Below are 16778 nucleotides of genomic sequence, written 5' to 3'. Positions count from 1 at the left end.
CATGCGCCGCGTGTCGCGGTCGCTCTGGTTCGGCCAGACGGGGCGGCTGACGGGCCTCTCGCCCATGGCGGCGCGGGGGGTGCTCGCGTTGCTGATCCTGCTGACCCTGATCGGCTATGCGACGCAAGGGGCGTTCGAGCCGGTGGGCGAGCGGCTGGCGCCGGTCACGACGACGATCCTCGATCATGTCCGGCATGGCCAGTCCTTCTACCCCGCCGCGCTCGATGCGCTTCGCGAGAATGACCGGGCGTTGCGGCCCGCCTTGTTCGCCGTTCCCCTACCCGCCTTGTTCGTCACCCTCGCCGTGCTGCCCACGCTCCTTTGGCACGGCGCGATGATGCTGCTCGGCCTGGCGATGATCGCGGGCTGGCTGCGACGCGTCGTCCCGGTGCTGGAGGGGCGGACGGCCATCGCCTTGCTGGCGGTGTTGCTGATCGCAGGCGTCTTCCCCCTTCCCAACCCGCCGATGGTGACCGCGCCCGAAAGCTGGGCGGCGGTGCTGATCGCGCTGTCGCTGGTCCAGCGGCGCCCCGAGGCGGGCATGAGCGCGGTGGCGCTGGGCCTGGTCGCGATGATCCTGACGCCGATGGCGCTGCCCTATGCCATCGTCATGCTGGCGCTGGCGGCGCGGGCCGGGGCACGGCGAGAGGCGATCGGCTGGATGACCGCACTCGCGGTCGCGCTGCTGGTGCTGGCGGCCCATGCCCATGCGCTCAACGCCTTGGTCAGTGCGGCCGACCCCGCGATGGGGAGCCCCCTCCACCTGATCGCGCCCGGCACGCTGGTCGCCTCGATCGCGGCGGCCCAGGCCATGGGCTTCCTGCCGATGAGCGTCGTCGTCCCGCTCGCCGTGCTCGCCCTATTGGGCTGGGCGCACTGGCGCGCGCCGGTCGCGCGGCGGGCGGGCGTGACGATGGCCGTCTATACGCTGCTGGCGCTGCTGACCGGATCGCCCGCCATGATATTGGGCATGTCCCCGCTCTTCTTCCTTGGCGTCGTGTTCGCGCCCGATGCGGTGCGGGAGTTGATCCTCGCCGCGCGGGGTTCGCGGCGTCGAATCACCGTGACGCGAGTCGTGCGATGAGCCATATCCTGTTGATCGTCGGCGGCGGGATCGCCGCGTACAAATCTTGCGAACTGATCCGCCTGCTTCGCAAGAACGGCCACAGCGTCCGCTGCGTCCTGACCGAGGGGGGCAGCCATTTCGTCACGCCGATGACGCTGGCCGCGCTCTCGGAAAATCAGGTCTTCACCACGCTCTGGGATCTGAAGGACGAGGCGGAGATGGGGCATATCCAGCTCAGCCGAGAGGCCGATCTGGTCGTCGTCGCGCCCGGCACCGCCGACCTGATCGCGCGGATGGCGAACGGCCATGCCGACGATCTCGCGACGACGCTGCTGCTGGCCACCGATACGCCGGTGCTGGTCGCGCCCGCGATGAACGTGCGCATGTGGCTCCATCCCGCGACCCGGCGCAACGTCGCGCGGCTTCGCGCCGACGGCGTCGAGGTCATGGCGCCGGACGAGGGCGCGATGGCCTGCGGCGAGTTCGGGCCCGGCCGCCTGCCCGAGCCGCCCGCGATCCTCGCCGCGATCGAAGCCCGACTGGCACCCGCGATCCGCCCACTGACGGGCCGCCATATCCTCGTCACCGCCGGGCCGACCCATGAACCGATCGACCCGGTCCGCTACATCGCCAACCGCTCTTCGGGCCGACAGGGTTTCGCTGTCGCTGGCGCGTTGGCGGCGCTGGGCGCGCGGGTCACGCTGGTCGCGGGGCCGGTGACGCTGGCGACCCCGCAGGGTGTCGACCGGGTCGATGTCGAGACGGCACGCCAGATGGCCGATGCGGTCGCCGCCGCGCTGCCCGCCGATGCCGCCGTCATGGTCGCCGCCGTCGCGGACTGGCGAGTCGAGTCGGCGGCACAGAAGGTGAAGAAGGACGGCGGCGCGGCGCCCGCCCTGACGCTGGTCGAGAATCCCGACATCCTCGCCAGCGTCGCGGCAGCGGCGAACCGGCCCAGGCTGGTCGTCGGCTTCGCGGCGGAGACCGAGCATGTCATCGACCATGCCGTCGCCAAGCGCGTGCGAAAGGGCGCCGACTGGATCGTCGCCAACGACGTGTCCGGCGACGTGTTCGGGGGCGAGGCGAACAGCGTCCACCTGATCACCGCGGACGGCGTCGAAAGCTGGGCCCGGATGGGCAAGGACGATGTCGCCAGGGGGCTCGCGCAACGCATCGCCGATGCGCTAGAAGGACGGTCATGACGCTTGCTCCCATTTCCATTGCCGTCAAACGCTTGCCCCATGGCGAGGGGCTTCCCCTGCCCGCCTATGCCACCCCCGGCGCGGCGGGCATGGACGTGGTCGCGGCGGAGGCGCTGACCCTCCATCCCGGCAAGCGCGCCGCCGTCGCGACCGGCTTCGCCATCGCGATACCGCCGGGATACGAGGTGCAGGTCCGTCCCCGCTCGGGCCTTGCGCTGAAGAACGGCATCACCTGCCTCAACACGCCCGGCACGATCGACGAGGATTATCGCGGCGAGGTGAAGGTGATCCTCGCCAATCTGGGCGACGCACCGTTCGAGGTGGTCCGTGGCGAACGGATCGCCCAGCTCGTCCCCGCCCCCGTGCAGCGCGCCACCCTGTCCCTCGTCGACGAACTCGATGCGACGCAGCGGGGTGACGGCGGATTCGGATCGACCGGACGATGATGGCGCTGCTCCTCGCCACCGCGGTGCAGGTCACCGCCCCGACCGTGCCGGCCTCCCCGGCGACCGCCGCAGAGCCGCCGCACGACTGGTCGACGCTGGCCGCGATCACCCTGCCGCCCGCCGCGCCCGACATGGTGCGCTTCGTGCGGGACGAGGTCGCTGCGGGACGCTGCCTTCGCGCCAGGCCCGCCGACGAGCAGGTCGTGCTGGTCGTGCCGATGGCCATTCGCATCGGGACGGACGGCATCGCGAGCAGCGTCGTACCGCTCGCGATCGGCTGTCCGACCGTCGAGCAATATAGCGCGGGCGTGGCGCAGCGAATGGTCCGCCGCCTGACCCATCGCACGATGATGACGGGCGATCGCTGGTATCGCACGGTCATCACCTATACATGGCCGGGATGATCCTGAGCGACGACGAACTTGCCCGCTATGCCCGCCATATCGTGCTCCGCGAATTCGGTGGTGGTGGCCAGACCCGGTTGAAACAGGCGACGGTGGCGGTGATCGGCGCGGGCGGTATCGGATCGCCCGCCATCCAGTATCTCGCCGCCGCCGGGATCGGATCGCTGATTCTGATCGACGACGATGTGGTCGAGCCGTCCAACCTGCAACGCCAGACCATTTTCACGACCGGGGATCGCGGCCTTCCCAAGGTCGAGGCCGCCGCCGCGCATGTCGCGCGGCTCAATCCGCATGTCGCCGTGACGGTGCATCGCGAGCGGGTGACGGCGGAGAATGCGGGGGCGCTGATCGACGGGGCCGATGTCGTGCTCGACGGCTGCGACAATTTCGCGACGCGACTGGCGGTCGCCGATGCCGCGCTGGGCCGGCGGATCCCGCTCGTATCGGCGGCGGTGGGGCAGTTCGAGGGGCAGTTGGCGGTCTATCGCGGTTGGGAACGCGACAAGCCCTGTTACCGCTGCTTCGTCGGCGAGGTTGCGGATCAGGCCGGACTGACCTGCGCCGATGACGGCGTGCTCGGACCCGTCACCGGCGTGATGGGCAGCCTGGCCGCGCTGGAGACGTTGCGTGCCGCCGCGCCGTTCGGCCGCGACAGCGCGGGCAGCATCCTGATCGCCGACATGCTGAACATGCGCTTCCGGACGCTGGCGCTGCCCAAGGATCCCGGCTGCCGTTGTGCCCGGTCGGTCGCGGTGGCGGCATGAGCGGGCATCCGAAGCCGCCGCCCGGCTGGCTCGACTGGACGGGCGACAAGGGGTGGATCGGCCAGGTCACCGGCTTGCCCGATTCGACGCTCCACGCGCATGTCGGCATGGCGATCCTGGTCCTCGCCGCGCTGGCGATGCGCCGCGCGCCCTGGGATTGGCGCTGCTGGCTGACCGTGCTGGTCATCGAGACGCTGAACGAGTTCTATGATCTGCTCCAGCCCTTCTATCCCACGGACGAAGGCAATCTGGCGGCGAGTTGGTCCGACATGTGGGCGACGATGCTTTGGCCGACGGTCATCCTGCTGACCTTCCGCTGGCTCGCTCGACGCGCGGAGCGACGCTAACCCATTCCTCCCCAAGCAAACTTGGGGAGGAATTGCGCGCGGCGGCGTCAGGGAAGACCCATTCCTCCCCATCTCCGATGGGGAGGGGGACCGCTCGCGCCAGCGAGTGGTGGTGGGGCCTGCAACGCCAGCGACAGGCCCCGCCCCTCCACCACCGGGCTTGTCGCCCGGCGGTCCCCCTCCCCAAGCAAGCTTGGGGAGGAATTGCGCGTGGCGGTGTCAGGGAAACCCGATTCCTCCCCATCCCCGATGGGGAGGGGGACCGCTCGCGCCAGCGAGGGGTGGTGGGGCCTGCAACCTCAGCGACAGGCCTCGCCCCTCCACCACCGGGCTATCGCCCGGCGGTCCCCCTCCCCAAGCAGGCTTGGGGAGGAATTGCGTGTGGGGGCGTCAGGGAAACCCTATTGCTCCCCGAGTTCGCTTGGGGCGGAACAAGAAAAGGGGCGGTGACCTTTCGGTCCCGCCCCCTTCCTCATCGCTGAAACCCGATCAGGCGAACAGCGTCTTGGCGAATTCGCGCACCGCCGGACCGATGTCCTCGCGCGCCACGCCCAGCGCCAGGTTGGCGGTCAGCCAGCCGGCCTTGTCGCCGCAATCGTAACGCTGGCCATCGAAGGTGAAGCCGTGGAAGGGCTGGCGTCCGATCAGCTTGGCCATCGCGTCGGTCAGCTGGATCTCACCGCCCGCACCCGGCTCCTGCGCGTCGAGGATGTCCATCACCTCGGGCTGGAGGATGTAACGGCCGGGGATCATCAGGTTCGACGGCGCCTTGCCCTTGGGCTTCTCGACCAGCGCGGTGACCTCGGTCAGGCGACCGTCCTGCTTGCCGGGCGAGATGATGCCGTATTTGTCGGTTTCGCTGTCGGGCACTTCCAGCGCGCCGATGACGTTGCCGCCGACCGTGTCATAGGCCTGAACCATCTGCTTCATGAAGCCGCCGACCATCAGTTCGTCGGGCAGCAGCACCGCGAAGGGCTCGTCGCCGACGATCTCACGCGCGCACCATACCGCGTGGCCCAGACCCAGCGGCTCCTGCTGGCGGACATAGACGGGCGAACCGGGCTTCTGGCGGATGCCGTCGATCACGGCGAGCGACTTGCCGCGCGCCTTCATCGTGGCTTCGAGTTCGTAGGAGATATCGAAATGATCCTCCAGCGCGCCCTTGCCGCGACCGGTGACGAAAATGATCTGCTCGATCCCCGCTTCCAGTGCTTCCTCGACGGCGTACTGGATCAACGGCTTGTCGACGACCGTCAGCATTTCCTTGGGCATCGACTTGGTCGCGGGCAGGAACCGCGTTCCCAGACCGGCCACCGGAAAAACGGCCTTGCGCACTTTCTTGATCGTCATGAAACCTCCCTGGACACGGCCGCCATTACAGTGACTTTGCGCCGCAACATAGACCCGCAACGTGCCGCTGCGGTTAGGATGTCCTTAAAAGCGACAGGATAGAAAGCGATCCATGAAGCCCGCACCCATCCTCGTCGTCTTTGGAACGCGCCCCGAGGCGATCAAGCTCTTCCCGGTGATCCGGTCCCTGGCCGCGACGGGCCTGGCGGTATGCACCTGCGTGACGGCGCAGCATCGCGGGATGCTGGACCAGGTGCTGGCGATCGCCGGTCTGACGCCGGACCACGACCTCGACCTGATGGAACCCGGCCAGTCGCTCGACCGGCTGACCGCGCGCCTGTTGACCGGTCTGGGCGAGGTGATGGACCTGGTGCGCCCGGCGATGGTCGTCGTCCAGGGCGACACCGCCACCGCGATGAGCGGAGCGCTGGCCGCCTATTATCGCAAGATCCCGGTCGCGCATGTCGAAGCGGGCCTGCGTTCGGGCGACATCTACCAGCCCTGGCCCGAGGAGGTGAACCGCCGGATCGTCGCCCCCATCGCCGCGCTGCATTTCGCCCCCACCGAGACGGCCGCCGCCGCGCTGCTGGCCGAGGGGATCGACCCGGCCAGCGTCCATGTCACCGGCAACAGCGTGATCGACGCGCTCCACTGGACCCGCGAGCGGATCGCCGCCGAGCCTGCGCTGGCCGGTGATCTGGACCCGGTGCTGGAGCGATTGGCCGGCAAGCGGATCATATTGGTGACGACCCACCGGCGCGAGAATTTCGGCGACGGCATGGCCGCCATCGCACGCGCGCTGCGCCGGATCGCCGAACGGCCCGACATGGGCATCCTGTTCCCCATGCATCCCAATCCCAATGTGGCGAGCGTCATGGAGGCGATCCTGGGCGATCATCCCGGCATCGTGCGAATCGCCCCGCTCGACTATCCGCATTTCGTCCGCGCGCTCGACGCCGCGCACATCGTCCTGACCGACTCGGGCGGCGTGCAGGAGGAGGCCCCCGCCCTCGGCAAGCCGGTGCTGGTGATGCGCGAGACGACCGAACGCCCCGAGGGCGTCGCGGCGGGCACCGCCCGTCTGATCGGCACCGATGAGGACCGTATAGTCGAGGAGGTCTTCGCGCTCCTCGACCAGCCCGCCCGCCACGCCGCGATGGCGCGCGCCCACAACCCCTTCGGCACCGGCGACACCGCCGACCGGATCAGCAGGATCATTCACGATGCCCTTGGACGCTGAACTCTCCGTCACGGTCATGGGGCTGGGCTATATCGGCCTGCCCACCGCCGCCGTCATCGCCCGGACGGGCGCGATGGTGGTCGGCGTCGATGTCACCCCCTCGGTGGTCGAGACGATCAATTCGGGCCGCGTGCATATCGAGGAGGTCGATCTGGACGGCCTCGTCTCCGGCGTCGTCGCGCGCGGGAGCCTCAAGGCCTCGCTGACCGTCGCGCCCGCCGACGTCTTCGTCATCGCCGTCCCCACGCCGTTCACGGACGACCGCCAGCCCGACATCACCTATGTCCTCGAAGCCGCGCGCGCGGTCGCGCCCGTGCTGAAGGCGGGCGATACGCTGATCCTCGAATCGACATCCCCGGTCGGTACGACCGAGCGCGTCCGTGACCTTATCGTCGAGGCGCGGCCCGACCTGAAGATGCCGGGCCGGACCCGCCCCGGCGAGCAGGCCGATATCGCCATCGCCTATTGCCCCGAGCGCGTGCTGCCGGGCCGAATCCTGGTCGAGCTGATCGACAATGACCGGGTGATCGGCGGCATCACCCCGCGCTGCGCGCGCAAGGCGCTGACCTTCTATCGCCGCTTCGTGCGCGGCGCCTGCGTCACCACCACCGCGCGCGCGGCGGAGATGACCAAGCTGACCGAGAACGCCTTTCGCGACGTCAACATCGCCTTCGCCAATGAACTCAGCCTGGTCGCCGACACGCTGGGCGTCGATGTGTGGGAGGTGATCCGGCTGGCCAACCGGCATCCGCGCGTCAACATCCTGTCGCCGGGGCCCGGCGTCGGCGGTCATTGCATCGCGGTCGACCCCTGGTTCCTGGTCGCCGCGGACCCCGCCAACACGCCCCTGATCCGCACCGCGCGCGAGGTGAATGACGGCAAGACCGACCATGTCATCGCCCGCGCCGCCGCGATGATCGAGGCCCAGCCGGATGGGCGACCCGTCGCCTGTCTCGGCCTCGCCTTCAAGGCCAATATCGACGATTTTCGCGAAAGCCCGGCGCTCAAGGTCGCGACCGAACTGGCGCAGCGCTTCGGCGAGCGTATCCGGATCGTCGAGCCCTATGCGACGACCCTGCCGCGCGGCTTCGACGGCACCGGATCGACGCTGATCGACATCGACACCGCGCTGGAAACTTGCGCGGCGATGATCGTTCTTGTCGACCACGACCTTTTCCGATCGATTCCTTTGGAAGAGCGGCGCGGCAAGACGGTCCTGGATACCCGGGGATTGTGGCCCGACCAGAACTGATCGCCGCTTCGTGTTTGCATGGGGGATTGGGGGGGCTTAAGGACTGCCGCCTGTTGCGGACATAAAATCATCCATGCTTGCCAAGTTATTGAATCTTCGAAAGCGCGCACCGGATGTGGTGCCGGTCATGGAAGCGGGCGTCCGGGTCTATGCGATCGGCGACATTCATGGCCGCCTGGACTTGCTCGACCGGCTCCTGGCGCAGGTCGAGGCCGACCATGCGGCGCGTGCCCCGGCGCAGCGCCATATCATCTTCCTGGGCGATCTGGTCGATCGCGGCCCCGACTCGGCGGGCGTGGTCGAACGGATCCGCGTGCTCGCCGCGGGCGATCCCAATGTTCGTTGCCTGATGGGCAATCACGAGGAAATCCTGCTGCGGTCGATCGACGGCGACGACAAGGCGCTGCGCCTGTTCTGCCGAATCGGCGGGCGCGAGACGATGATGAGCTACGGCGTCAGCGCGCAGGATTATGAACGCCTCGACTATGCCGAAGTCGAAGAGCGGCTGAAGGCGATCGTCCCGGCGACGCACCGCGACTTCCTGTCCTCGCTCGACGAGATGATCGTCATGGGCGACTATGCCTTCGTCCATGCGGGCATCCGTCCGGGGGTGCCGATCGCGGAGCAGAAGATGGCCGAGACCCGCTGGATCCGCGACCCGTTCCTCGACCACCGCGCCCCGCTTGAGAAGGTGGTGGTGCACGGCCACACGGTCGCGGACGAGGCAGAAATCCTGCCGCATCGCATCGGGATCGACACCGGCGCCTATGAAAGCGACCGGCTGACCGCCTTGATGCTGGAAGATGCCGAGCGGGTCCTTTTCTCCACCTGAGGCCTGTTTACCGGGGCGAAACGATTGTCAGGGCATTCCGTTTGTCGGCAAAGCACAGTATAGCCGCATAGCGGTGAAGTAATGTTGCATTGCCGCATCGGTGTGGGAGCATAACTGTCCCATACTCGTTGGTGGGCTTGCCATGTCCCGGTCTCCGTGCCATGGGCCTACCCGCATATCTTAAGGGAGTTCGACATGCGTCTTGGGAAGTTTCTCGTCGCCGCTGCCGCCGTTTCGATGACCGTCGCTCCGGCGATGGCTGCGAATCCGGCTGCCAGCCTTTCGGTTTCGAAGTCGGTTCGCGCCTCGGCGCCGACCGCGAAGAAGAACGGCCTGGCCGGCGGTGGCATCCTCGTCGCCGTTCTGGCTGCTGCTGCTGTCGTCGCCGGCATCGTTGTCGTCGCCGACTCGAGCGATTCGGCCGACAGCAACTAAGTTGCTTCAGCCTCACGGCTGAAAGGAATAGCGGCCTTCGGGCCGCTATTTTTTTGTGCCGTGAAGATGGGGTGGAGGATCAGGCGGCCATCCATGACGCGCCAGGGCACGGCCGTGGGCTTTTAAACAATCCTGCCCCCCCCTGCGAGGACCGTACTGGGCACAAGGATTGTGGTGAGGCGTGTCCCTGCTCATCGCGTCAGGCCATCGCCTTCTTGCGGCCAGCCACGCGGTCGCCCGCCATTGGCGTGATGACAGATGAGAGTTTGTCGGCCCCCTTCCTGGCGAGGAAGTCGGCAAGGGACGCTGCCCAAATCGAAAAGCCCCAGCCTCGGCTGAGATGACGTCCGTTATGGCGTCTGGCGGCCGACCCCAGGATCGAGGGCCGATCGCCATTCAACTATGCCTGTCCGTCCCTCGCCCCTCGTGGAGGGGACAGGGAAGAATAAGCGGAATGTCGATCGCCCCCAGAGCACGACGCGCGTCCGTCACCACCCCAAACGACAATCGCCGGGGCTCCCTGCGGAACCCCGGCGATCACATTTCGGTCCATACGCTCCCACAGGGAGCGGTTAGGTCAGCGGGGCGACGGCGCGCCGGGAACGCCGCCTGGAGCCCCACCGGGCATTCCGCCCATCATCGACTGCTGCGCCTGCATCTGCCGCAACACCGCCTCCGGGATGAAGTCGAGCAGCTCGACATCGAAGACCAGCGTCGAATTCGCCGGGATCTTGTCGTTCGCGCGGTCGCCGTAACCGATCTTGGCGGGCAGCCAGAACCGATATTTGGCGCCCTTCGGCATCAGCTTGAGCGCTTCGGAGAAGCCGGGCAGCACGCCCGAGAGCGGCATCGGCGCCGGCTGCTGCGACTTGTCGAACACCGTGCCGTCGATCAGGCGACCGGTATAGTTGACCAGCGCCACGTCGGTTGCGGTCGGATGCGGGCCGCCCTGACCAGGCTCGATCACCTTGTACTGGAGGCCGGACGCCGTGGTCACGACACCCGCGCCACGCGCCTCGCGCAGCAAGGCGGCATCGCCCTGACGCGCCAGCAGCGCGGCCACGACGACTGCGGCGATAACCGCCACCCATATCCAGACCAGATAGGAACGCCGGACGGGACGAAGGGGAACAGCGGTGACGGACATGCCTGTTTCTCGCTTTGTGCGTTGGCGTTGGTCGGGCCGCCATGACGCGGCCCATAAGCGCGGGTCGCGATCCGCCGGGGCGAATCAGCGACCCATCCGACCGGACGGTCCATCCCGGCCCCATGGGAGCCGCAGGACGGACGCCACCCGGCCAGTCGGCCTATTACCGGGCGCCGTCGCGCTCGGCGCGCTTACGCTCCAGCTTGCGCGCGCGACGCACCGCCGCCGCACGCTCACGAGCGCGCTTTTCCGACGGCTTTTCGTAGTGGCGACGGAGCTTCATTTCGCGATACACGCCTTCCCGCTGCAGCTTCTTCTTGAGCGCGCGAAGGGCCTGATCCACATTGTTGTCGCGAACGATGATCTGCATAAAAACGAATTGCTCCGGCAAAACAGAATAAAGCGGCCGCAGAATGCTGTGGCCGCAACGTTGCGCGCTCCTAGCAGTGCGGTGTGGCGAATACAACCCGTCGGTTCGCAAATCGCTCCCCGGCCTTGCGCGGCATCGACCGGCACGGCGTGATTGAAATGAAAGGCGATGTCATGCCGCGGACATGCTGTTGTGATGCGGCGGAGCCTAAAGCACTGGCTGTCCGGCCAACTCCCGTACGCCGGACACCCTGACACGTTCTCGAGCCTTTCAGGCGCCGGAACGAACAGGCGCGGTGCCTCCCCTGTCATCGCGTCGGCCCCGGTCCTGCTCCCGCCGGACCGGGGCCCCCTTTCGGGGCGAAGCCGACATGGCTAAGGCAGGCCGATGACCGCGCCAGACACCGACACGATCCCGCTGACCCTGTATAACAGCCTGACCCGCGCGACAGAGACGTTCCGGCCGATCGATCCGGCCAATGTCCGCGTCTATTCCTGCGGGCCGACGGTCTACAACTATGCGCATATCGGCAATCTGCGCGCCTATGTCTTTACCGACACGCTGTCGCGCGTGCTGCGGTGGAAGGGGTGGCCGCTGACGCACATCATCAACATCACCGATGTCGGCCACCTGACCTCCGACGCGGATGCGGGTGACGACAAGATGGAGGCCGCCGCGAAGAAGAGCGGCCAGGATATCTGGGCGGTCGCCGCGCATTATACGGCGGCGTTCAAACGCAACCTGAAGGACCTCGGCATCGCCGAGCCGACGCGCTTCCCGCTGGCGACCGATCATGTGCCGCAGATGATCGACTTCGCGAAGGCGATCGAGGCCGGGCATTGCTATCGCCTGCCCGACGGCCTGTATTTCGATGTGACGACCGTACCTGACTATGGACGGCTGGCACGCCATCATGACGATGAAGGCGAAGGCCGGATCGACCCCGTCGCGGGCAAGCGCCACCCTGCCGACTTCGCCATCTGGCGCGCCTCGGCGCCCGGCGAGAATCGCCAGATGGAATGGGATAGCCCCTGGGGCCCCGGCGCGCCCGGCTGGCATCTGGAATGCTCGGTGATGAGCAGGCAATATCTGGGCGCGCAGTTCGACATCCACACCGGCGGCATCGACCACCGCGAGATCCATCACCCCAACGAGATCGCGCAGAACCAGGCGCATCAATGTTCGAGCGACACGGGCGCGAACATCTGGATGCACAACAACTTCCTGGTCGACCGCACCGGCAAGATGTCCAAGTCGTCGGGCCAGTTCCTGACGCTGCAGGCGCTGATCGATCGCGGTTTCCACCCGCTCGCCTATCGACTGATGTGCCTGCAGGCGCAGTATCGTTCGGAAATGGAGTTCAGCTGGGAGGGCCTGGCCGCCGCCCAGGTCCGCCTGAAGCGGCTGGTCCAGACGGTCGAGGGGCTGCGGACCCGCGCCGACGCCCCCGAGAAGGGGGATGCGGCCCCCTATCGTGTGCGACTCGACGCTGCGCTGTCGGACGATCTGGCGACACCGCGCGCCTTGCCGGTGCTGGACGAGATGCTGGCCGACAAGAAGCTGTCGCCCGGTATCCGGCTCGCCGCGCTGACCGATTTCGACGCCACGCTGGGGCTGCAGCTCGCGACCCTGACCCGCGCGGACCTCCGCACGCGCCCCGAATCGGCGACGCTGAGCGACGACGCGATCGAGGCGCATCTGGCCGAGCGCCGCGCCGCGCGTATCGACAAGGACTTCGCCCGCTCCGACGCGATCCGCGACACGCTGCTCGCCGGCGGGGTCGAGGTGATGGACGGCGATCCGCTGGGCTGGGACTGGAAACCGGTGCTGCCGGAGGGGTGATCCCCTCCGCCGCCCTTTAGCGACGACCGCGCGGGCTCCGCATCCGAAGCCCGATGAACAGGACGGTCGGCCAGAACATGGTGTTGGCGACATCGCCCAGCGTGTCGGCCCAGCGCCATGATCCATAATGCAGCCGGTCGAGGATCTCGTTCGCCGCCTCCGCCAGCGCGACGCAGGCGAGCGGGATCGGCGTGGCCAGCGACTTGCGGGTCAGCACGCGCGCCAGGAACAGCACCGCCATCCCCGCATGAACGTGCAGCAGGCTGTCGGCCATGCCGGTCCCATCGCCGATCCACTGGATGAACTGGGCATAGCGTGCGGGTATATCCATGGCGGCGCCTTTGGCGTGCGCGGCGACGGGACACAATCCCTGTCGCTACGCCGGTTATCGCAGCGGCGCGGTCGCGCGGTCGAGCAAGGGCGGACGATAGGGCGTCGGAGCATCCGCCGGGATCGTCGCGATTTCCGCCGCCACCGCATCGGCGCGCGCGGAGGAAGACGGATGGGTGCGGCTTCGGAACAGGCCGCCATCGACCTCTCCGCCATGTTCGCGCCAGAAGCGCACCGCATCCTGCGGATCATAGCCCGCGTTGCGCATCAGCACGACGCCCAGCAGGTCCGCCTCCGTCTCGGTCTGGCGGAACAGTCGGCCGTTGCGGCCGAATTCGGAGAGGATTCCCCGCTTCACCCCCGCTGAGTCGAGGCGGTCGCGATGATGCAGGATGTTGTGCGAGAACTCATGCCCGACGACCACCGCGATCATCCGGTCGTCGAAACGTTCGAAAAATCGCGAACCGATCTGGACGATGTCGCCGTCCGCGGAGGCGGTCAGGCCCGGCCCCATCAACATCTCGAACCGCGAACGGCAGCCGGGTTGCGCCGGGACCGTGACCTCACGCCGCGCCCCCTTGCGCACCAGGGTCAGGCGCAGCGGCCGATCGGCGGGCTCCGCCAGGAGAAGGCGCTGCGCGGCATCGCGGGTCGCCGTGTTGGCCTGGGTCGCACCCGCCGGATTCGCCGACAGGGGCTTGCCGTCGATCGCCGCGATCGTGTCGTTGGCGAGGACACCCGCCTTGGCGGCCGCGCTTCCCGCCACCACCGCCTCGACCGCGACCGGCCCATCGAACCCGAACAGCGCGGGCAATTGCTTGCGAACGCCGGGATCATATTGGTCGATCGCATGGATCACCAGCCCCGGCGTCGGCGCCACGTCACGGCAGATCGCGGCATTCGCGGTGGCGAGCCGCCATGCGATCGTCGCGAGTCGCAGGTCCGCATCGCGCATCGCACCGAACAGCGCGGCATCGTCACTCCGCTCGACCGTGGCCGCCGCGTCGAGCGGAGCCGTCGCTGGCGCCCGATGCGGCACCGTCAGCAGCAGGGCGGACAGGGCGACGAACGCCGACGACAGGAAGGGGACACGCGACATCGCGCTCCTGCTAGCGGCTTCGTCGGCGTTCGGCAAAACCGGTCGGCGCATCGGCCGGTCGCTCGGCGCAAACTCGTATCACGCGCAACAAACCGCGCGACTTGCGCCCCCCAAACGCCAACTTCATTGCGTCGTCGCCGGATTCGGCGCATGGGCGATCGGATCGATAGCAAGAACACGAAAGAGCAGGACTGCCATGGCCGCGAAATGGGCCCCCGACAGCTGGACAAGCGCAGAGGCGCGCCAGCTTCCCCGTTACCCCGATCAGAACGCGCTGGACGCCGCGACCAGGACGCTGGCGACCTATCCGCCGCTGGTATTTGCGGGCGAGGCGCGCAGCCTGACCGCGGAACTGGCCGAAGTGGCGGCGGGCCGGGGTTTCCTGCTCCAGGGTGGCGATTGCGCCGAGAGCTTTGCCGAGCATAGCGCCAACAACATCCGCGACACCTTCCGCGTCATCCTCCAGATGGCGGTCGTCCTGACCTTCGCATCCAAGCTGCCCGTCGTGAAGCTGGGCCGCATGGCGGGCCAGTTCGCCAAGCCGCGCTCGGCCGATACCGAGGTGATCGGCGGGATCGAGCTGCCCAGCTATCGCGGCGACAATGTCAACGACATCGCCTTCACGCCCGAGGCCCGCGTGCCCGATCCGCAGCGGATGCTGCGCTCATACGCGCAGTCCGCGGCGACGCTGAACCTGCTGCGCGCCTTCGCGCAGGGCGGCTATGCCAATCTGCACCAGGTCCATCGCTGGACCCACGACTTCATGGGCCGCAGCCCCTGGGCACAGAAATACGCCGAGACCGCCGATCGGATCGGCGAGGCGCTCGACTTCATGGCGGCGTGCGGCATCGATCCCGCGTCGGTCCCGCAGCTTGCGCAGACCAGCTTCTACACCAGCCACGAGGCGCTGCTGCTCCCCTATGAGCAGGCGCTGACCCGGCAGGATTCGCTGACGGGCGACTGGTACGACACCTCCGCGCATTTCCTGTGGATCGGCGACCGCACCCGTTTCGAGGGATCGGCCCATGTCGAGTTCCTGCGCGGCATCGGCAACCCGATCGGCGTCAAGTGCGGGCCCAGCCTCGAGCCCGAGGCGCTGCTGCGTATGCTCGACACGCTGAACCCCGGTCGCGTGCCGGGCCGCATGACGCTCATCACCCGCTATGGCCATGACAAGATCGAGGCGCATCTGCCCAAGCTGGTCCGCGCCGTGACGCGTGAAGGCCACCCGGTCGTCTGGTCGTGCGATCCGATGCACGGCAACACGATCAAGGCGGCGACCGGCTACAAGACGCGCCCCTTCGACCGCATCCTGGCCGAGGTGCGCGGCTTCTTCGCCGTCCACCGCGCAGAGGGCACCCATGCGGGCGGCATCCATGCCGAGATGACCGGCCAGAACGTCACCGAATGCACCGGCGGTGCGATCGACGTCACCGAGCAATCGCTGGCCGATCGCTACCACACGCATTGCGACCCGCGCCTGAACGCCGGACAGAGCCTGGAATTGGCCTTCCTGCTGGCGGAAATGCTCAACGAGGAAATGGCCGAGCGCCGCAAGGACGCGGCCTGACCAATGAAAAGGGCGGGCGGCGTGCCCTTCAGCCCGCCCTTTTCAACATTTATCACCTTTTGGCCCGAGGGGTCCTTGACGCCCCGCCCCTCCCCCGCTAACAGCGCCCCTCCGCACACGGCCCCTTCGTCTAGCGGTTAGGACGTCGCCCTCTCACGGCGAAAACACGAGTTCGATTCTCGTAGGGGTCACCAACCGCAGAAAACTGCGGTTTTTGTGAAGTTGGTCAGGGTGATTTGCCCCCGCAAAATCATTCGATTTGCCCCCGCCGCTTTCAACGTGCCCGCGCAATCGGGACGATGGAACCACCCGTGACCCGTTCCGCCGCGTTCCTGGCGATCATCAGAGCCCGTGCGCGCTTGCCGTAGTGGCGCACCATTTCGCTGGACATCCCCAGGATCGAACCCGTCTCGGTGTCACTCAACCCAAGCTCCAGAAGGTAGCAGCACGCGTTCTTGCGAAGGCCGTGAAACGAAAAGGTCGAGTCCGGCGCGATCAGCTCGCGGGCGACCAGATCCGCATGTACCTCGCGGACGTCCTTGTCCGCCATGAGATCTCGCAGCCGGGCCTGGATGGCCCCGGTCGTCTTGAATGGTGCGCCGCTGCGTTCGTACAGCAGCGTCGTAGCGCTGCGCGGCAGATTCTTCAGCTCGCCGATCCAGAATCCGTGCATGGGAATGGCTACCGCCTTGCCGGTCTTCTTCTGCGACAATTCCATGATGCCGCCCTCAATCCAACCGTACTGCATGCGGATGCAGTCGCTGACGCGCTGGCCGGAGCAGAGCCCCGTCACGATCGCGAGGCGCGTCATCGGTGTTGCCTTCTCCAGCGCGACTGCCAACAAATCCGCTGGCCACGGTTCGTGCTCGCCGAGTTCCAGTCGCTTGATGCCTGACGCTGGGTTATCGGCGCGCATGTCCAGGCGCGTGCCGTAGGCGAGCAGCGAGCGCATGACGCTCAACCAGGCGTTGGCCTTGCCCGGAGTGTCCGCCATCCGATCCCGCATTGAGTAGCCCCTAGTTTTCTAGACGCCTTGAGCCATCAAAGCCTGCTGCCGTTCGAACTCGACGGGCGACAGCATC

At 67.5% G+C, this 16778-nt stretch carries 18 protein-coding genes and 1 tRNA gene; 13 read left to right on the top strand and 6 right to left on the bottom strand.

The features are described from left to right. Position 1 precedes the first annotated feature (1 nt). The 6 genes from LRP66_RS15895 to LRP66_RS15870 are packed head-to-tail and all read left to right on the top strand — an operon-like array spanning position 2 to position 4229. On the top strand, positions 2-1084 hold the full coding sequence (locus LRP66_RS15895; protein WP_230483582.1) for a hypothetical protein: 1083 nt from the start codon (positions 2-4) through the stop codon (positions 1082-1084). After that, a complete protein-coding gene (gene coaBC, locus LRP66_RS15890; protein ID WP_230483581.1) occupies positions 1081-2268 on the top strand; it encodes a bifunctional phosphopantothenoylcysteine decarboxylase/phosphopantothenate--cysteine ligase CoaBC in 1188 nt (395 codons plus the stop codon). Before LRP66_RS15895 ends, coaBC begins: the two co-directional genes overlap by 4 nt. Continuing rightward, positions 2265-2714: a dUTP diphosphatase gene (gene dut, locus LRP66_RS15885; protein ID WP_230483580.1), complete on the top strand. Its 450-nt coding sequence runs from the start codon at positions 2265-2267 to the stop codon at positions 2712-2714. The genes coaBC and dut overlap by 4 nt, the downstream gene beginning before the upstream one ends. Next, positions 2711-3118, top strand: a complete 408-nt coding sequence (locus LRP66_RS15880; RefSeq protein WP_230483579.1) for a hypothetical protein — start codon at positions 2711-2713, stop codon at positions 3116-3118. The genes dut and LRP66_RS15880 overlap by 4 nt, the downstream gene beginning before the upstream one ends. After that, positions 3115-3882 (top strand): HesA/MoeB/ThiF family protein, encoded by a 768-nt coding sequence (locus LRP66_RS15875; RefSeq protein WP_230483611.1) that lies wholly within the window; start codon positions 3115-3117, stop codon positions 3880-3882. The genes LRP66_RS15880 and LRP66_RS15875 overlap by 4 nt, the downstream gene beginning before the upstream one ends. Next, positions 3879-4229 carry a hypothetical protein gene (locus LRP66_RS15870; RefSeq protein ID WP_230483578.1) on the top strand — a complete coding sequence of 117 codons (351 nt, stop codon included), beginning with the start codon at positions 3879-3881 and terminating at the stop codon, positions 4227-4229. Before LRP66_RS15875 ends, LRP66_RS15870 begins: the two co-directional genes overlap by 4 nt. A 489-nt stretch (positions 4230-4718) precedes the next feature. On the opposite strand, the gene galU is transcribed toward LRP66_RS15870, so the two are convergent. Then, positions 4719-5579, bottom strand: a complete 861-nt coding sequence (gene galU, locus LRP66_RS15865) for a UTP--glucose-1-phosphate uridylyltransferase GalU (protein WP_230483577.1) — start codon at positions 5577-5579, stop codon at positions 4719-4721. Between the two features lie 112 nt (positions 5580-5691). On the opposite strand from galU, the gene wecB reads away from it, so the two are divergent. The 4 genes from wecB to LRP66_RS15845 all read left to right on the top strand — a co-directional run bounded on the left by wecB (position 5692) and on the right by LRP66_RS15845 (position 9338). Further along, the gene (gene wecB / locus LRP66_RS15860; protein WP_230483576.1) at positions 5692-6819 is read left to right on the top strand and encodes a non-hydrolyzing UDP-N-acetylglucosamine 2-epimerase; all 1128 of its coding nucleotides are present in this window, start codon (positions 5692-5694) and stop codon (positions 6817-6819) included. Further along, complete coding sequence (gene wecC / locus LRP66_RS15855; protein ID WP_230483575.1) at positions 6803-8071, top strand: UDP-N-acetyl-D-mannosamine dehydrogenase; 1269 nt, start codon at positions 6803-6805, stop codon at positions 8069-8071. Before wecB ends, wecC begins: the two co-directional genes overlap by 17 nt. Before the next feature lie 73 nt (positions 8072-8144). Continuing rightward, entirely contained in the window at positions 8145-8903 is a 759-nt protein-coding gene (locus LRP66_RS15850) for a metallophosphoesterase (protein ID WP_230483574.1), read from the top strand. 195 nt (positions 8904-9098) lie between these two features. Beyond that, positions 9099-9338, top strand: coding sequence for a hypothetical protein (locus LRP66_RS15845; RefSeq protein WP_230483573.1), 240 nt, complete (start codon positions 9099-9101; stop codon positions 9336-9338). Between the two features lie 577 nt (positions 9339-9915). On the opposite strand, the gene LRP66_RS15840 is transcribed toward LRP66_RS15845, so the two are convergent. Together LRP66_RS15840 and rpsU are read right to left on the bottom strand one after the other, a co-directional pair. Beyond that, positions 9916-10485, bottom strand: a complete 570-nt coding sequence (locus LRP66_RS15840) for an FKBP-type peptidyl-prolyl cis-trans isomerase (RefSeq protein WP_230483572.1) — start codon at positions 10483-10485, stop codon at positions 9916-9918. Between the two features lie 163 nt (positions 10486-10648). Then, positions 10649-10855, bottom strand: coding sequence for a 30S ribosomal protein S21 (rpsU, locus tag LRP66_RS15835; RefSeq protein ID WP_007404630.1), 207 nt, complete (start codon positions 10853-10855; stop codon positions 10649-10651). A gap of 387 nt (positions 10856-11242) precedes the next feature. Between rpsU and cysS the strand changes: the two genes are divergently transcribed. Then, on the top strand, positions 11243-12697 hold the full coding sequence (gene cysS, locus LRP66_RS15830) for a cysteine--tRNA ligase (RefSeq protein ID WP_230483571.1): 1455 nt from the start codon (positions 11243-11245) through the stop codon (positions 12695-12697). 16 nt (positions 12698-12713) lie between these two features. Here the strand turns inward: cysS and LRP66_RS15825 are convergent, their stop codons facing one another. Both LRP66_RS15825 and LRP66_RS15820 read right to left on the bottom strand, forming a co-directional pair. Beyond that, positions 12714-13028, bottom strand: coding sequence for a hypothetical protein (locus tag LRP66_RS15825; RefSeq protein ID WP_230483570.1), 315 nt, complete (start codon positions 13026-13028; stop codon positions 12714-12716). 54 nt (positions 13029-13082) lie between these two features. Continuing rightward, a complete protein-coding gene (locus LRP66_RS15820) occupies positions 13083-14126 on the bottom strand; it encodes a M48 family metallopeptidase (protein ID WP_230483569.1) in 1044 nt (347 codons plus the stop codon). Positions 14127-14322: 196 nt separating this feature from the next. On the opposite strand from LRP66_RS15820, the gene LRP66_RS15815 reads away from it, so the two are divergent. Beyond that, positions 14323-15696, top strand: a complete 1374-nt coding sequence (locus LRP66_RS15815) for a class II 3-deoxy-7-phosphoheptulonate synthase (protein ID WP_230483568.1) — start codon at positions 14323-14325, stop codon at positions 15694-15696. Between the two features lie 119 nt (positions 15697-15815). After that, a tRNA-Glu gene (locus LRP66_RS15810) sits at positions 15816-15890 on the top strand. Between the two features lie 80 nt (positions 15891-15970). Here LRP66_RS15810 and LRP66_RS15805 read toward each other — a convergent pair. Then, positions 15971-16690: a tyrosine-type recombinase/integrase gene (locus tag LRP66_RS15805; protein WP_230483567.1), complete on the bottom strand. Its 720-nt coding sequence runs from the start codon at positions 16688-16690 to the stop codon at positions 15971-15973. Positions 16691-16778 lie beyond the last annotated feature (88 nt).

It is taken from the genome of Sphingomonas sp. Leaf21 (genome assembly GCF_916858675.1).
GTDB lineage: Bacteria > Pseudomonadota > Alphaproteobacteria > Sphingomonadales > Sphingomonadaceae > Sphingomonas.
This window is presented reverse-complemented; position numbering and strand designations above follow the sequence as displayed.

Coding starts and splice junctions, on each gene's coding strand:
- LRP66_RS15895 (WP_230483582.1), top strand. CDS start 2: ATGCGCCGCGTGTCGCGGTCGCTCTGGTTCGGCCAGACGGGGCGGCTG.
- coaBC (WP_230483581.1), top strand. CDS start 1,081: ATGAGCCATATCCTGTTGATCGTCGGCGGCGGGATCGCCGCGTACAAA.
- dut (WP_230483580.1), top strand. CDS start 2,265: ATGACGCTTGCTCCCATTTCCATTGCCGTCAAACGCTTGCCCCATGGC.
- LRP66_RS15880 (WP_230483579.1), top strand. CDS start 2,711: ATGATGGCGCTGCTCCTCGCCACCGCGGTGCAGGTCACCGCCCCGACC.
- LRP66_RS15875 (WP_230483611.1), top strand. CDS start 3,115: ATGATCCTGAGCGACGACGAACTTGCCCGCTATGCCCGCCATATCGTG.
- LRP66_RS15870 (WP_230483578.1), top strand. CDS start 3,879: ATGAGCGGGCATCCGAAGCCGCCGCCCGGCTGGCTCGACTGGACGGGC.
- galU (WP_230483577.1), bottom strand. CDS start 5,579: ATGACGATCAAGAAAGTGCGCAAGGCCGTTTTTCCGGTGGCCGGTCTG.
- wecB (WP_230483576.1), top strand. CDS start 5,692: ATGAAGCCCGCACCCATCCTCGTCGTCTTTGGAACGCGCCCCGAGGCG.
- wecC (WP_230483575.1), top strand. CDS start 6,803: ATGCCCTTGGACGCTGAACTCTCCGTCACGGTCATGGGGCTGGGCTAT.
- LRP66_RS15850 (WP_230483574.1), top strand. CDS start 8,145: ATGCTTGCCAAGTTATTGAATCTTCGAAAGCGCGCACCGGATGTGGTG.
- LRP66_RS15845 (WP_230483573.1), top strand. CDS start 9,099: ATGCGTCTTGGGAAGTTTCTCGTCGCCGCTGCCGCCGTTTCGATGACC.
- LRP66_RS15840 (WP_230483572.1), bottom strand. CDS start 10,485: ATGTCCGTCACCGCTGTTCCCCTTCGTCCCGTCCGGCGTTCCTATCTG.
- rpsU (WP_007404630.1), bottom strand. CDS start 10,855: ATGCAGATCATCGTTCGCGACAACAATGTGGATCAGGCCCTTCGCGCG.
- cysS (WP_230483571.1), top strand. CDS start 11,243: ATGACCGCGCCAGACACCGACACGATCCCGCTGACCCTGTATAACAGC.
- LRP66_RS15825 (WP_230483570.1), bottom strand. CDS start 13,028: ATGGATATACCCGCACGCTATGCCCAGTTCATCCAGTGGATCGGCGAT.
- LRP66_RS15820 (WP_230483569.1), bottom strand. CDS start 14,126: ATGTCGCGTGTCCCCTTCCTGTCGTCGGCGTTCGTCGCCCTGTCCGCC.
- LRP66_RS15815 (WP_230483568.1), top strand. CDS start 14,323: ATGGCCGCGAAATGGGCCCCCGACAGCTGGACAAGCGCAGAGGCGCGC.
- LRP66_RS15805 (WP_230483567.1), bottom strand. CDS start 16,690: ATGGCGGACACTCCGGGCAAGGCCAACGCCTGGTTGAGCGTCATGCGC.